A 15,647-nucleotide genomic window follows, 5' to 3' on the forward strand; every position below is an offset into this window, starting at 1 on the left:
CTAGCCACCTTTCAGGAAAGTGACGAATTGATTGGCCAGCCCGCCAAACAGATAGCGGAGCAGCTCGTCCAGATTCGGCCACGGCAGCTCGGTCACGAACAGTAGACCCAAATAAGCCGCGGGTAGGAAGAGCAGACTGTAGACCAGTAGCGTGCGCCGTTCAGCCTGGCGCAGCGATGAACGGTCGCAGACAAGAATGAAGACGACAATGACGAGCAAGAACATTGCTTTGGCAATCATTCATTTGTCTCCTTTTGCTGGCCGAAGCTCTTGCCCGCGTTTAACCCAAGATTTGTAATGTCCACTTCGGCCTGAATATCAAACGTCATCTTCGCAAAACGCTCGTCCCAATCCTTCCTCCACTGCTTCCACAAGGCAGGGTGCTTTCGGTATAGCTTATTACCGATGCCGATAGCATCCAGCTTCCGCTCCTGCAAAAAGGCAATCATTTGCTGCATATCCTTCGATACCTGGTCACTGATGCGTGTGCGCATCCTCTGTTGCTCCTCTACCGTCTGTATAGAGGAACAGTGCAGCTCATTCATTGAGCCCTTGAGCTTGGTCCGCACCTTAGCCGTCACATCCTCGTCGTGCACCTCAAGCTTGATTCTGGTGGCGGCTGAGATGACCTCAAAGGACTCCTTCGTCAAGGTTTTGGACTTGGGAGACGCGGTGCAAGGAATCTCGACGACCCCCTGATCGTAACGATTAAGGAGCATCATAAGCGAAGGTGTCAGGTCTGGGGAGACCGTATTGCGGGTCAGCCGCTGATTATGGAGCAGGGCGATGCCGGCCACTACGATATCCTGTCCTTTATTGGACAGATAGGCGTGTGGAATCATAGCGACAGAGGTTTCTCCAGCGAGCTGAATCGCCAGCTCATAGAGCGGCATTTTGGTCGTCTTGGCAGAGTAGCGGGAGACGGACTCTTCGATTTTCCGCAATTGCTGACCAATCGTATATTCAATATAAGGATGGATCTCGATATACGTATTGGCATCCCCTTTGGTAACGAGCAGCAGCACCGTTGCCCGCTGTTCGTGATTTCTGGAGAAAAAATCGAGCAGTTCGCCGATCGGTCGACTGCGAGCCGCCCCCTCCCCGATTAGAATGATGCGCATGTGATCCCATTTGGCTCGTCGCCCAAAGTGAAGCGGAATATCCTGTACCGCCTCGTACACCGACCCGGCTTCTGTATGAATCGGAATCGCCATCTTTGGCTGGGGGGTCATGCCTGTGCTCTCTCCATGCCCGCTTGGATTATAAAATAGCGTTGTCAGCAATATATTGCCCTGTTCATTCTGGTCGATCGCTACGGCCTGAACATACCCGTATTCCATCAGCTCGGCCTTATCCCAACAGCCTGTAATACAGCATGTAAGGAGGAGCGAAATACAGAGGCTGGCAACTGCTTTACTCATTGTGTCCCTCTCCCTGCTCGGTGCAAATGCCGATTGCGTGGCGAGCGCATCAGTAATTTGCGTGGAATCATGATGGCAATATCACGAAGCTGTCTTATATCCAGCGGCGCAGCCGGAGCAAAATAAGGCTGACCGAGCGAGCGCAGGGTGCACAGATGAAGCAAAGCCAGCAGAAACCCGATCATGATGCCTAATCCACCTAATGTGGCTCCAAGCACCATAAGCGGGAAGCGCAAAATACGAAGTGCAATCGCCATGCTATATTGTGGGAGGGCAAATGAAGCGATACCGGTTAACGCAACGACGATCACCATAACGGGCGAGGCGATCTTCGCTTGGATGGCCGCCTGTCCGATCACGAGCGCACCGACGATGCTGACGGCAGAGCCGATGGGCCGCGGAAGCCGGATACCAGCTTCGCGAAGTAGCTCGAAAAAAATCTCCATCATAAGCGCTTCGATGAAGGCCGGAAACGGAATTCCCTCACGCGTATCCAGGATGGCTAGCAGCAGTACCGTTGGAATCAACTCGGAATGAAAGGTCGATAGCGCTACATACGTGCTAGGCAGCATCAGTGCGATGAAGAAAGCGCCGATACGCAAGATGCGGATGAGTAAGGAAAACAGCGTGCGCTGGTAGTAATCCTCGCTGCTGGTTAGAAATTCAAAAAAGTTGCCTGGGCAAATTAATACGGTGGGCGAGCCGTTGGCCAGTGCGATGATCTTGCCGTCCAGCAGCGAGGCGACGACCGTATCGGGGCGTTCGGTATACCTTGCTTGAGGGAACGGAGAGTAGACCGATTCGCTAATCCATTCCTCCAGATAGGAGATTTCCATTATTTCTTCTTGCTTGACATCTTGGATGCAAGCTTGAAATTTACTTAATACCTCTGGATTTACAGCTCCCTCTAAATAAGCGTAGGCAAGCAAGCGCCGGCTTTCTGCCCCGACGGTCATCGTAACCAGCTTCAGCCTGGGAGAGCGGAGCAGGTTGCGAATCATGCCGATATTGGTCTGCAGATCTTCAATCGTGCTGTCATGCGGCCCTTGCACGACCGGCTCCGTAATGGGCTCGGAGGTTTGACGCTTCATCATATCGCTGGCCTGATAGCTGATGGCATGCTGCCAGCCGTCAAAGAAGATGACCAGACTTCCCTGTGTAATATGCTGCACAGCCTCCTCCAGGCTGTGTAGCAGGATGGCGTGCTTGGAGGTGACGCCATGATTGCCGAGAAACCGGAATAGCTGCTCTGGCAAGACGGTGCTTGCTGCTCCAAGTTGGTGCGGAACCAGATCCTGCAGGGTTTGCTTCATTTCATCCCGATGCTGACGCTCTACCATAGTATCGAAGTAGACAGACATTGCATGATAGGCCATACCCGGCCCATAGCTCCAACAAGCCATGACCAGATCCGCGCAGTCGGCAAATTGCTGTTCCAGCTCCGAGCGGTTAAGCTCCAGTTGCTTGAAAATGACCGAACAATGGTCGTTCTGCGCCGTATGCGTGCTATCTGACGGGTGCGAGGCACTGGAGTCCGGGCGGTTATGTCGTGTATTCCTCATTCATTGCTCCTTTCTCTCCCTTCCTCAAACCAGCGGAATGAAAGTCGGAATGAAAAAAAATCCTTTTCAGCTCAGAATTACTATTTCCTAACGCTTATTGACCTATGCGCCTTCTTTGATCAAAGTGTTTGACCCTGGTAGGGTCGAATTTATATTTCCAATAAATTCGTAAAATATTGAATTGAGTCCTGTTAAGTAAAAAAATATAATTGTAAATGTTAACGCTTACATTACGGTGCTATTCACGAGAGGATGAGATGAGTTGGAAAGTAAACGAATGTTTTCGTTGCTGCTGAGCTGCTTCGTAGCTATGAGTCTATTGCTTTCTCCATTATCTGCACGGGCAGAAGCAGGGGAGAACAGCATCTCAGAGGCAGCGTTGAATGACCAGCTATTGTTATGGTATCGCTTCAATGAGGGGAGCGGTTCGGTCGTCACGGATTATTCTGGACATGGACATCATGGCAGCTTATCTGCCAGCGGGGCAAGCCGCACAGAGGGAATCGTGGATGGGGCTCTGACGCTTAGCGGAGAATCCGGTTATGTGAAGCTGCCTGATGGTATTCTGAAGGATACAGGCGATGTGACCCTGTCCGCCTATGTCTGGATTGATCCGGCGATTCAGACCCCGTCCTGGCTGTATGCATTCGGCTCGAGCAGCAACACGGGCTATATGTTTATGTCGACGAACACGCCTGGCGATACAGCGAGATTCGCAATCTCACCCACCAACTGGTCCGGGGAAGCGGCTGTGGTACGCGCGCCGGGCTTAGCCAAAGGAGTGTGGAAGCATGTCGCCGCCGTCTTGTCCGGCACGACCGCCATTATGTATGAGGATGGCAAGGAGGTTGCCCGCAATAATAATGTATCGCTCAAGCCATCCAGCCTGGGGCAGACGACGGGCAATTACATCGGCCGTTCGCTGTATGGCGCTGACGCCTATTTCAAGGGACAGGTGAGCGATTTTCGCATCTACAACCGTGCATTAGCTCCCTCCGAGCTCGAAGCACTGCTTGAGTCGCATGCGTCCGGCATCGCTGCGAAGGATGCGGCTGCGCTGCAGCTTCAGGATCTGACGGCTGTTAAGGGAAATCTGACGCTGCCGAAGCAGGGGAGGTACGGCAGCACGATTATGTGGAGCAGCAGTCTTCCAGCAGTAATCGATGCTAATGGGGCCGTGACTCGCCCTCCCTATGGCTCGGGAGATATCCAGGTCGAGCTGACAGCAGCGATTGCTTACGGCGAGTCTGGAACTAGCATCACAAGAGTCTTCACGGCAACCGTTGTGGCTGACGGCGGAGATGCGGGCGCAGTGGCTGACGACTTAGCCGCGCTTCAGCCTGGAGGCAATGCGCAATTGCTCAAGCATGACCTCAAGCTTCCGACCAGCGGAGCGAGCGGTACGGTCATCACGTGGTCCTCAAGCGATGAGGCGGTCATCGATTTGCAGGGGAAGGTGCGGCGTCCGGCCAAGGGAAGCGGCAACAAGACGGTAACGCTCACCGCTGTTATCACCAAGGGGAATGCCGTGGCGGACAAGACCTTTACCTACACTGTCGCTGCCCAGGAGGATTATACAGCCTATCTGTTCTCCTATTTCAAAACCAATGATGACACGTTACATCTGGCAGTGAGTCGTGATGGTATGAAGTGGTCGCCGGTGCTGAATGATGAACCCATCGTTCGCTCGACAGTCGGCACGGGTCATATCCGCGATCCGTTCATTATTCGCGGCGAGGACGGCTACTTTTATTTGCTAGGCACGGATAATTGGAGCAGTAAATATATCGTCACCTGGAACTCTACGGATCTGCTAGGCTGGAAGGAGCAGACGCTTATGCCGATCATGACAGACATCCCCAATGCAGATTTTACGTGGGCACCGCAAGCGGTCTATGACGAGCAGCAGCAGGATTATATGATCTACTACGCCTCTCGTCTGAGCGGGGGGCAGATGAAGATGTGGATGGTGCGGACAAAAGACTTCAAGCAGGCAACCACCGAGCCGAAGGTATTGTTTGAAGCCAGCACAGGCCAGGACGTGCTTGATGCGGACATTCACAAAATCGGGGACACCTATTACATGTATTACAAGCACGGGTTCACCTCTATTCGGCGCGCAACCTCGGATAAGCTGGCCGGCCCGTATACGAACGAGACGGAAGATCTGGTTCCGATCGGAGTCGAGGGTCCGTCGATGTTCAAGCTGCTCCATGAGGACAAATGGATCTTGATCTATGATTATTACCTGAATGGAAAGTATGGGGCATCCTATACGACCGATCTGATGAATTTTACAAACATCGACAACCAGGTGGATTTTAGCTTCGGTCCGCGCCACGGCAGCGTGATCCCGATTACGGAATCGGAATACCAGTCGCTGCTGTCAGCGCAGCCGGAGGTACCAGAGCAGCCGGAGCCGCAGGATGAGCCGGTATATTGGTACAAGCTGGATGAGAGCCACGGCATCACCGCTGCCGATTCAGCAGGCGGCAGCCAGCCAGGGCAGTTGAATGGCGGAACGGAGTGGGTGACGGGCAAAGAGGGCGGCGCTCTGCGCTTCAACGGCTCGAACGGGTATGTAAAGCTGGCGGATGGGCTGCTGAGCAGCTTTCATGAAGTGACCGTATCGGCCTGGTTCAAGTTCGATGCAGCCAATTCGGGGCAGCGTCTGTTCGACTTTGGCACAGGCACCAGCGAGTATATGTTCCTCTCACCCAAGGCAGATGATGGCAAGCTGGTGTATGCGATTCGCAAGGGCGGATCAACCAACGTCCTGTTGAGCCGTGATGCGGTCAGCGGCGGGGAGTGGCACCATGTGGCAATTACACAAGCTGGCTCTACGGCTGTCCTCTATCTGGACGGCATCGAGCAGGCTCGCAAGAATGACATGACGCTGCTGCCGTATCAGCTTGGCAACACCACCCTCAATTACTTGGGGAAATCTCAGTGGCCAGACCCGTACTTCAAGGGGGAGCTGGACGATTTTCGCATCTACAACCGCGCCCTCTCCAACCAGGAGATTCAGGCGATGGCCATAGAGCCGACAGCGGTCATCCAAGCATCATTGCCGCAGCTTCAGGGCGAGGCCATTATGAATCGGGCGGCGGGTACGATCCTGCTCCCGGTCAGGCTGGATACGGACGTAGAGCGGCTGGCACCTGAGCTGTCCATTGTAAGTGATTCATCCATTAGCCCGGCCTCGGGCAGTGTGCAGGATTTCAGCACGCCGGTGGCATATACGGTGACAGGCAAGGACGGCAGCAGCAAGGTGTGGACGGTGACCGTGAAGAAGGTAAATAATCCGGTGCCTGGTCTGTTCGCCGACCCGGAGGTCGCCATCTTCAACGGCAAATATTATATTTACCCGACGACAGACGGCTATCCGGGCTGGAGCGGCAAGGAATTTCATACGTTGTCCTCGGATGATCTCCTCACCTGGAAGGATGAAGGCGTCATTCTGGATGTATCCAAGCTTCAATGGGGCAAGGAGAATGCATGGGCGCCATCGATCACCTTCCGGGACGGCTATTATTATTACTATTTCAGTAATAAGCAGGAGATTGGTGTAGCGAGGTCCAGCTCGCCTGCGGGGCCGTTCGAGGATGTGTTGGGCAGGCCGCTCGTAGCCAAAGGACAATATAACGATATTCAGGCGATAGATCCGCAGGTGTATATCGATGATGATGGGCAGGCTTATCTGTACTTCGGCAACGGAAATCTGTATGTTCAGAAGCTGAACCAGGATATGATCAGCTTCGATGGGCCGGCTGTTCGCATAACACCACCGGATTTTCGTGAGGGGGTGTACACCTTCAAGCGCAACGGCACGTACTATCTGATGTTCTCAGAGGATGATACGCGCAGTGAGAACTACAGAGTATCCTACTCCATGGGGAGTTCGCCGATGGGACCGTTCACCAAGGCGGCTAATTCTCCAGTGCTGCAGAAGGATCTCAGTCTCGGCATAAAGGGAACCGGGCATCATTCGGTGATGAAGATTCCGAACAAGGACGAGTATTATGTGGTGTACCACCGGTTTGCAATTCCAGGTGGCGACGGAACCAATCGTGAAACTGCGATCGACAAGATGGAGTTCAACCCGGATGGAACGATCCAGGCGATCGTGCCTACATTGGAGGGCATTACGAAGCCAGTTCCTCTCCCGATTGCACTGGAGCCGGACAAAGCAACGGTAGCGCTCCAGCCGGGAGCTAGCGAGCAATTAGCTGTCCGGTCTGTGTACAAGGATGGAAGCTCACTTGAAGCTACATCGGAAGCCGTCTTCATCTCCTCGAACCCGGATGTCGTACAAGTGAGCCGAGGCGGACATTTAACTGCTGTGAAGGACGGAAGGGCTATAATTACGGTCTATCATTATGCGATGAAGACGGTCATTGAAGTGACCGTTGGCGATATAGAGGCGAGTGATAAGCTAGCTGCAGCCTTAACCGGATCAGGGGAGGCAGTGTCATCCACTGAATATGCGCTGACATTGAGATTGAGTGGAGTTGAGGCGCAGCATAGTATTAACGGTATCTTGGCTATGGATGCGGTGATCGGCTTTGACAGCGATCGGTTCGAATATGTTCGCACAGAGCTGCTGGCTCAAGGGTTGAGCGCCGATGGTGTTGTTAGCCATACGGGCGGTTCAGCGCAGTTGCGACTGCTGCTGACAGCTAATAGAGCAGACCATGCGCTCACGCAAAGCGGCGATCTGGCCCGCTTGATCTTCAAGGCCAAGGAGCAGCAGCCTGGCAATGCATCCTTCAAGGTAGAGCGCTTCACAGCAGCGGACAAGAGCGGAGCCGAGCAGCAAGCTCAGCCCGGTGCGCCGTTAGGGGTGCGAATCATCGGAGCCGACCTCCTTACACTGCAGCAACAGATTAAAGAAGCGCGAGAGCTATACACCTCTTCTATAGCGGGCTACGGTCCTGGTCAGTATCCGACAGAGGCCAAGGCTGCTCTGATGGAGGCGATCTACAAGGCTGAAGCCATAGCGGCCAATGGAAGCGTGGAAGCCGCGGAGCTTAGAGCGGCGGTGCGTGCTCTCTCAACGGCCATGGCAAGCTTTAGACATTCCGTTCGGCCTGGCTATCCGGGAGATTATAACGGCGACAGCCGGTATTCCGTTGGCGACCTCGGGATGGTTGCCAAGTATTACGGCATTGAGGCAAGTCATGCGGATTGGGAGCACGCGAAGCGGTTCGACATCGACGGGAACGGCGTCATTAATCTCCTTGATCTAATCAGTGTAGCACAGAAGATACTAGCCTCGGCTTAACCGCCTTGGACGTAGCGTCGCAATAGACCATACAACCATGACCTCTCCCCCATCGCTTCATCGAAGCAATGGGGAGAGGTTTTTTTCTACGCGAAATGAAGCTTAGCCGTCAAGGACGGCGACAGCCGCTTATGCTTGTATAATCCTCATCTTACAAAGAGTGCGATGATCATTTACGTTAAATACGTGAAATTGGGGCATAATAAAGAAACCTGGCGAAATATTTATTGCTTCACAAATGATATAACATATTATATTATAATGCCTAAACATAGGATGCAAATGGTATGCCGTAATATAATTCAGAGCAAAGGTGAATGATTATGATTAATGATTCTTCGTTGCAGCCCCGATATGAGCAAATGTACAGAATTGTGCGCGAACGAATTTTGGCCGGGCAATATCAGGTGGGAGAGCGTATTCCATCCGAGAAGGAGTTAATCGAGGAATTCGGAGTGAGCCGGATTACATCGAAAAAAGCGCTGGATATGCTTGTGCAGGAGGGAATGATCCATCGTCAGCCAGGCAGAGGCTCTTTTGTGACGAGGAAGGAGCAGCAGGATGATTCAGCGGTCCCGGCAGTGGAGGCGGAAGCGGAAGCTGTTGCAACAGCGCGGAGTGGTCAGGTTGTTCTAGGGCTGGTGATGGAGGATTTCTCCGATATATACGGCAAGGAGATGCTGCAGGCAGTGGAGCGCGAGGCACAGCTCCGCGGCGTTCATCTGATGCTGAGGCTGTCCTTTAGCCAACCGGATATTGAGGAGCAAGCGATTCAGATGCTGCAGGGCTTCGGAGTGGACGGGCTGATTATCTATCCTACGCGGGGACGACATTTTAGCGAAGAGATATTAAAGCTTGTCATCAGTCGATTTCCTCATGTCCTTGTAGACCGTTATTTGAAGGGCACATCGACAACTGCAATTGGTACCGATAATTTGAAAGCTGCCTATGACGGCACCTCGTATTTACTTGCGCTGGGTCACCGTCATATTGGGCTGCTGGCATCCAAGGTGATGGATAATGTCGCGATTGAGGAACGGATGGAGGGGTTTGTGCGGGCGCATGCCGAGCTGGGTGTGCAACTGGATCGCTCGTATTGGGTGACGAATATGGATTGGTCGGGGGAAGAGGAAGAGAGTCGCCAGATGCTCGCCCTACATGTAGAGACGGTGCAGCGGCTGTTAAGAGCCAAACCCGAGATTACAGCCTTCTTCGCATTAGAGTATGAAATGGCGTTGATTGCCAAGGAGGCCGTAGAGAAGCTGGGGCGAAGCATTCCGAAGGACTTCTCCTTAATATGCTTCGACAGTCCGCCCAGCAGCTCGGCGGTCTACTCCTTCACGCATATGAAGCAGAATCAGCGGGAGCTGGGGCGGCTGGCAGTAGACAGCGTACTCAAGCTGATTGCTGGGGAACAGCTCCACGGAAAAATTCCGCTGCTTGCCGAACTGATTCCGGGAACATCGACGGGGCCAGTACCCGGCAGCTAGGTGTATGGATGAGGTCATCTTATAAATGTCATGATATTATATACCATTTAAATATATTTTATAATATGTTATTGACAAAACATCAAAGGTTATAATAATATATATACAGTAAATGAAAGCGTTTTACAATTCCCTTTCATCATCAAGAGAACATAAAGGTGGTTATGTACGATGGTACTGCTTCAAAACTCACTTCCGGCATCCGTCAATGAACTGATTGAGGAAGTGGCTGGCAAGCTGTCACACCGTCCCAAGCTGGCGCGGATGTTTGCCAATTGTTATGCCAATACGCTGACGACAACCGTCAAGCCGCTTGAGGATGGGACGACCTTCATCATTACCGGCGACATCCCGGCGATGTGGCTGCGCGACTCTTCAGCGCAAGTACGCCCATACCTGCTGCTGGCGCGCAAGGATCGTCAGATGGCGGAGCTGGTAGGCGCCGTAGTGAAGCGCCAATCCCGCTTCATCTTGCTTGATCCGTATGCCAACGCCTTCAATGACAGTGAGAACAACAAAGGCCATCAGCAGGATCTAACTGAGATGAACGGCTGGCTATGGGAGCGCAAGTATGAGATTGACTCGCTCTGTTATCCGATACAGTTGGCTTATCTGTTATGGAAGACGACCGGAGATACATTTCATCTGGATGCTGAATTTCAACAGGCTTGTAAGCTCATACTGGAAGTATGGCGCACGGAGCAGCATCATGAGGAGAAGTCCGACTATCGCTTCCAACGGCTCGATTGCCCACCGCTGGATACGCTGGTTCGGGAGGGCAAGGGAGCCAAGGTCGTTCATACCGGCATGACCTGGTCCGGCTTTCGTCCAAGCGATGATGCCTGCACATATGGTTATCTGATTCCGTCGAATATGTTCGCGGTGGTGGTGCTCGGGTATATGGCGGAGATTGCGCGTGAGGTGCTTGGCGATGAAGCGTTGGCTGAGGATGCGAATGCGCTGCGGGCGGAGATCAAGCAGGGGATCGATGCCCACGCTACCATCGAGCATGAGGAATTCGGCCCAATGTATGGCTATGAGACCGATGGCGCTGGCAATTACCATCTGATGGATGACGCCAACGTGCCTAGTCTGCTCTCGCTGCCTTATCTGGGCTACTGTACATCGGATGACCCGATTTATCTGAATACACGCCGTTTCGTGTTAAGCGACAGCAATCCGTATTATTACCGGGGAGCGGAGGCCGAAGGGATCGGCAGCCCGCATACGCCTGAACGTTATATTTGGCATATTTCACTCGCTATGCAAGCCCTGACATCGCTTGATCAGGAGGAAGTGCAGCAGATGCTCGATGTACTGGAGCGGACGGATGCCGGCACCGATTTCCTGCATGAAGGCTTTCACGCAGATGACTCCACGCAGTACACCAGAGAATGGTTTTCATGGGCGAACGCTTTGTTCAGCGAGCTGATTCTTACTCATCTAGGCTATGAGGTTCCATCAGCAAAGCTAAAGTAAGCGTCACTGTCCGTTTTAATTGAAAACAACTACACACAAAGGGGAGACTCAACAATGGGTAATAAAAGCAAATGGCTGGGAACAATGATCGTTGCTTTATCTGTAGTCGTATCAGCATGTGGCGGCAACAGTGCCACACCAGGCGAGACCGGAACGGGCAATACGGGGGGTGCTGGCGAACAAGCGACGAAGACGATCAAGGTAGCCTACGGTAAATGGAATGAGGCTGATCGCTGGGGAGAATGGCTCAAAGGGGTAAAAGAGGAATTCGAAGCAGCCAATAAAGGTGTTAAAGTCGAGCTGCAGGCGATTGAAGGCTCACAGTATGCGACCAAAATTCCGCTCTTGATGATGGATGAGCGCACAGCGCCTGAGGTGCTGGCTGAGGATTCATTCATGATCAATGCCGATAGCGAAGCAGGCTATCTGGAAGAACTGAACGTCGCTTCCTGGGATGACTGGAAAAACTTTAATGAAGGCATCAAGGCGGCTGTAACAGCGAACGACAAAGTATACGGTGTGCCTTTCTCTACAGATGTTCGCGGTCTGTACTACAACAAGCAACTGTTCCAGCAAGCAGGCTTGCCGGTGCCATGGCAGCCTAAGAGCTGGAATGACATCCTGGATGCAGCCAGAACAATCAAGGAAAAACAACCGGACATTATTCCTTTCTGGATGAATACCGGTACCGCAGGTCAAGAAGCGACCACGATGCAGACGTTCCAGATGCTGCTGTACGGCACTCAGGATCAGATGTATGAAGACGGAAAATGGGTAGTGAAATCAAAAGGTCTGTTGGATACGCTGAATTTCATCCATGACATCTACTCCAATGATCTGGGGCCGAAGCTGTCTCAGGTGCTGACTGCTCAAGCAGGGCAAGTGCTGGAGACGGATCTGATGCCGAACCAGAAGGTCGCGATCGTCCTCAATGGCAACTGGCTGACAGGCAACTGGGGAGAGAGCGGGGGCAAGCCATGGCCTGAAGCCCTCGACGTCTATGACTTCGTGAAGATGCCAACTCAAAATGGCGAAGCGCCAGGCTTCACATCGATGTCGGGCGGCTGGACATTGGCAGTAGCCAAGAAGTCCGCTGAGAAGGAGCTCGGCTTCGAATTCATTAAAATGGCGATCAATGAGAAGAATAATAAGAAGTTCGCGATTCTCGATGGCGCACTGACTCCACGAACAGACGTAGCGAAGGATAGCGAATATACCGGTCAAAAAGGGACGCTGTACGGTGTAGCAGCCGACTTCATCACTTACACTCACGTTCGTCCGGCAAATGCCGAGTATCCTTCAGTGACTTCCGTCGCCCAGGAGATTGTAGAGAAAGTGGCAACAGGTGCACTGACACCAGAGGCAGCCATGAACGAATATGCCAAAAATGTAGAGCGCACGGTAGGCGCTGATCGTATCGTCTCGAAGCAATAAGTTGGATTTTAGGGTACCGAATGCCGGGAAGTCCGGCATTCGGCCAGCCCCTTCAGCAAGGAGGAATCTTATCATATGGACGCGCTTGAACCTCAAGCTGCGAAGCGGCGAAAGAAACAGGCAGGACCAACAAACTGGCGAGCGATTCTGTTTTTAATGCCGAGCTGGGTGCTGTTGTTGATTTTCTTTTTTGTGCCAACTATTTTAACGTTTTACTTCGCATTCACCAATATGTCGTTAACCGGGATCAATGCTGCGCAATCCCAATTTATTGGCTTTACCAACTTCGTAAATATGTTTGATGATCCGAACTTCCGCAATTCGGTAGTGAAGACGGTCATCTTCTTAATCTTCTCAGCGGTCATCGGCCAACAGGTGATGGGCTTCCTGATCGCGATTCTGATGAACGGGCGCAACAGCGGCTTCCGCAGCGTGATCGGCTCCATCGTCATTGCAGGCTGGGTTACACCTGAGATTGTGTGCGCGTTCGTCTGGTTCGCGTTCCTGAATGACTCGGGCACGCTGAATACGGTCATTGAGGCGCTCGGTTTGAAGCCTGTAGCGTGGTTGTATACGTTCCCTATGGTCTCGGTCATTGTCGCCAATATCTGGCGTGGTACAGCATTCTCTATGATGGTCTTCCAGTCAGCGCTTGGCGATGTGCCGCGTGAGGTGGAGGAATCGGCCATGATGGATGGCGCAAGTGGCTTCCAGAAGCTGGTGCGCATCACGATTCCGATGATCTTGCCTTCCGTGCTGACCAACATGATCCTGATTACACTCCAGACCTTGGGCACGTTCACCCTGATCTATGCGCTGACCGGAGGCGGTCCGGGCAACAGCACCGAGATTCTTCCAATCTACATGTACCGTCAGGCATTCGTGAACTATCAGCTCGGATACGGTACCGCGATTTCGCTGTCGCTGCTTGTGATCGGCATCGTGGCGAGCCTGATCTACATGCGCGTATTGAAGGTGAAAATCTAATGGCACAAGGAGGCAATACAGTGAAATCCCAAGCTTGGAAGCCGAAGAAGCTCAATCGGTTCATGATATACCGAACGCTGCCGTATATTATTCTTTCGCTGATCGGGCTGCTGTTTCTTATTCCGCTGCTATGGCTGCTGATCGCCTCGGTTGACGGCGGAGCGACATTGTCGATGAAGCTGCCAGAAACGATAACAGCAGACAACTACATCTCAACCTTGTCCAGCGAGTCCAATCAGCGCTCATTCGTTAATGGTCTGATTCTGGCGGTAGGGCAGGCCCTGCTGGTTATTATCGTATCGGGGCTGGCCTCGTATCCGCTGTCCCGCTATCAGCTTCGATACAAGCGTTCCTTTATGTATCTGATTCTGTTCTCGACAGGCTTGCCGATTACGGCGGTGATGGTGCCCGTCTACCAGTTTTTCCTCTACTTCCAGCTCCAGGATTCGTTATTCTTCACGGTGCTATTCCTGACGGCTTCGGCGCTGCCATACGCCATCTGGATGATGAAGAACTTCATGGACTCGGTACCTATCGAGCTGGAGGAAGCAGCATGGGTGGATGGTGCCTCGGTATTGACAACCTTGCGGTTGATCATCGTACCGCTCATGCTGCCAGGCATCTTCACGATCGGCATCTATGCCTTCGCTGGAAGCTGGGGCAACTTCCTCGTCCCTTTCATCCTGCTGCAAAGCCCGGATAAGCTGCCGGCTGCTGTATCGATCTATCAATACTTCGGTCAGAATGGCGTAGTACAGTACGGCAAGCTAGCCGCCTTCTCCGTCGTCTACTCGATACCGGCAGTCGTCCTCTATATTATCGGTCAGCGCCATATGTCCAAAGGCTTCAGCTTTGGCGGCGCAAGCAAAGGCTAATTCAACAAAGCGGGAAGCCAGGCTGTGGATTCACGGCCTAGCTTCCCGCTTATTCATGCTGTAGCGAGGTGTTATGCCTCCATGCTGTCCGCCTCATCTGCCGAGAACAGCAGCCGCACGAAGTCAGCCTGATCCAGCTTGCCGAAGTAGCCGGTCAGATCGATGCCCTCCAATGCCGCCGCCACGGCGCTCTCCTCGTAACGAACGCCAGTAAGCAGCTCCTCTAGCTCTGAGACATCCTTCACGCCGAAGAAATCGCCATACAGCTTGAGTCCGGCTATCCGGCCCTGCTCCACATCCAGCAGCGCCTCTATAATCCCCACAGGGAACTTGACCCCGCTGCGCAGATTAAACTTGGGCGACCTGCCATAGTTCCAATCCCAGTTCCGATAGCGTTCATCGGCCAGTTGATGAATGCCTGCCCAATCCTCGTCTGTCAGCTTGTACTCCGAAACGGCATCTGAGCCAGACAGCTCCATGATATGCTGCAAAATCCGCGCGCGAAATGCTGTAATCGTCATCGACTCTGTCAAAAATTCGCTAATATTCGCCACGCGAGCACGGACAGACTTGGTGCTCTTGGATGCGACCTTGAGCGGCTTCACCTTCAGTGCGGAGGCGACATGCTCCATCTCTGAGTTAAACAGCAGTGTCCCATGACTGAACATCCGCCCTTTGGTGGCGAATTGCGCGTTGCCGGATATTTTTCGCTCCCCGACCTGGATGTCATTGCGCCCGGTCAATTCAGCATCTACCCCCAACTGCCTGAGCGTAGCAATAACGGGCTCGGTGAATTTGCGAAAGTTATGAAAGGATTCGCCGTCATCGGCAGTGATGAAGCTGAAGTTGAGATTGCCAAGATCATGATAGACGGCTCCGCCCCCAGATAGACGCCGCACAACATGCAGCTTGTTCTCTTTGACATACTCAGCATTAATCTCCTCAATCGTGTTCTGATTTTTCCCAATAATGATCGACGGCTCATTAATATAGAACAGCAGATAGCTATCTGTCATAGGCAGCTTCCGCAAGGCATATTCTTCGATAGCCAGATTCAGTGTCGGATCTGTAATTCCCTTGTTATCAATAAACAGCATTGTTCGTCCTCCATTCCT

10 protein-coding genes are annotated in these 15,647 nt (G+C 52.7%); 6 read left to right on the forward strand and 4 right to left on the reverse strand.

Annotation, left to right across the window (positions count from 1 at the left end; genetic code table 11):
- From ACY1JZ_RS14580 to ACY1JZ_RS14590, 3 genes are read right to left on the reverse strand one after another with little or no spacing between them, the layout of a single operon-like run.
- Positions 1 to 240, reverse strand: a complete 240-nt coding sequence (locus ACY1JZ_RS14580) for a hypothetical protein (protein ID WP_462629803.1) — start codon at positions 238 to 240, stop codon at positions 1 to 3.
- Positions 237 to 1,421: a Ger(x)C family spore germination protein gene (locus tag ACY1JZ_RS14585; RefSeq protein WP_462629805.1), complete on the reverse strand. Its 1,185-nt coding sequence runs from the start codon at positions 1,419 to 1,421 to the stop codon at positions 237 to 239. Before ACY1JZ_RS14585 ends, ACY1JZ_RS14580 begins: the two co-directional genes overlap by 4 nt.
- On the reverse strand, positions 1,418 to 2,983 hold the full coding sequence (locus ACY1JZ_RS14590; RefSeq protein WP_462629806.1) for a spore germination protein: 1,566 nt from the start codon (positions 2,981 to 2,983) through the stop codon (positions 1,418 to 1,420). The genes ACY1JZ_RS14585 and ACY1JZ_RS14590 overlap by 4 nt, the downstream gene beginning before the upstream one ends.
- Before the next feature lie 262 nt (positions 2,984 to 3,245).
- Between ACY1JZ_RS14590 and ACY1JZ_RS14595 the strand changes: the two genes are divergently transcribed.
- The 6 genes from ACY1JZ_RS14595 (at position 3,246) to ACY1JZ_RS14620 (ending at position 14,532) form a co-directional block, all read left to right on the forward strand.
- Entirely contained in the window at positions 3,246 to 8,267 is a 5,022-nt protein-coding gene (locus tag ACY1JZ_RS14595; RefSeq protein ID WP_462629807.1) for a family 43 glycosylhydrolase, read from the forward strand.
- Between the two features lie 323 nt (positions 8,268 to 8,590).
- Positions 8,591 to 9,757 (forward strand): GntR family transcriptional regulator, encoded by a 1,167-nt coding sequence (locus ACY1JZ_RS14600; protein ID WP_462629808.1) that lies wholly within the window; start codon positions 8,591 to 8,593, stop codon positions 9,755 to 9,757.
- 171 nt (positions 9,758 to 9,928) lie between these two features.
- Complete coding sequence (locus ACY1JZ_RS14605; protein ID WP_462629809.1) at positions 9,929 to 11,236, forward strand: glycoside hydrolase family 125 protein; 1,308 nt, start codon at positions 9,929 to 9,931, stop codon at positions 11,234 to 11,236.
- 54 nt (positions 11,237 to 11,290) lie between these two features.
- Positions 11,291 to 12,670, forward strand: a complete 1,380-nt coding sequence (locus ACY1JZ_RS14610) for an extracellular solute-binding protein (protein WP_270169332.1) — start codon at positions 11,291 to 11,293, stop codon at positions 12,668 to 12,670.
- Between the two features lie 75 nt (positions 12,671 to 12,745).
- On the forward strand, positions 12,746 to 13,657 hold the full coding sequence (locus tag ACY1JZ_RS14615; protein ID WP_270169334.1) for a carbohydrate ABC transporter permease: 912 nt from the start codon (positions 12,746 to 12,748) through the stop codon (positions 13,655 to 13,657).
- Between the two features lie 62 nt (positions 13,658 to 13,719).
- On the forward strand, positions 13,720 to 14,532 hold the full coding sequence (locus ACY1JZ_RS14620) for a carbohydrate ABC transporter permease (protein ID WP_270172371.1): 813 nt from the start codon (positions 13,720 to 13,722) through the stop codon (positions 14,530 to 14,532).
- A 71-nt stretch (positions 14,533 to 14,603) separates the two neighbouring features.
- Here ACY1JZ_RS14620 and lplA read toward each other — a convergent pair whose 3' ends face one another.
- Positions 14,604 to 15,629 carry a lipoate--protein ligase gene (gene lplA / locus ACY1JZ_RS14625; RefSeq protein ID WP_462629811.1) on the reverse strand — a complete coding sequence of 342 codons (1,026 nt, stop codon included), beginning with the start codon at positions 15,627 to 15,629 and terminating at the stop codon, positions 14,604 to 14,606.
- Positions 15,630 to 15,647 lie beyond the last annotated feature (18 nt).

Source organism: Paenibacillus sp. J5, assembly GCF_054955055.1.

Coding starts and splice junctions, on each gene's coding strand:
- ACY1JZ_RS14590 (WP_462629806.1), bottom strand. CDS start 2,983: ATGAGGAATACACGACATAACCGCCCGGACTCCAGTGCCTCGCACCCG.
- ACY1JZ_RS14580 (WP_462629803.1), bottom strand. CDS start 240: ATGATTGCCAAAGCAATGTTCTTGCTCGTCATTGTCGTCTTCATTCTT.
- ACY1JZ_RS14615 (WP_270169334.1), top strand. CDS start 12,746: ATGGACGCGCTTGAACCTCAAGCTGCGAAGCGGCGAAAGAAACAGGCA.
- ACY1JZ_RS14620 (WP_270172371.1), top strand. CDS start 13,720: ATGATATACCGAACGCTGCCGTATATTATTCTTTCGCTGATCGGGCTG.
- ACY1JZ_RS14605 (WP_462629809.1), top strand. CDS start 9,929: ATGGTACTGCTTCAAAACTCACTTCCGGCATCCGTCAATGAACTGATT.
- lplA (WP_462629811.1), bottom strand. CDS start 15,629: ATGCTGTTTATTGATAACAAGGGAATTACAGATCCGACACTGAATCTG.
- ACY1JZ_RS14610 (WP_270169332.1), top strand. CDS start 11,291: ATGGGTAATAAAAGCAAATGGCTGGGAACAATGATCGTTGCTTTATCT.
- ACY1JZ_RS14585 (WP_462629805.1), bottom strand. CDS start 1,421: ATGAGTAAAGCAGTTGCCAGCCTCTGTATTTCGCTCCTCCTTACATGC.
- ACY1JZ_RS14600 (WP_462629808.1), top strand. CDS start 8,591: ATGATTAATGATTCTTCGTTGCAGCCCCGATATGAGCAAATGTACAGA.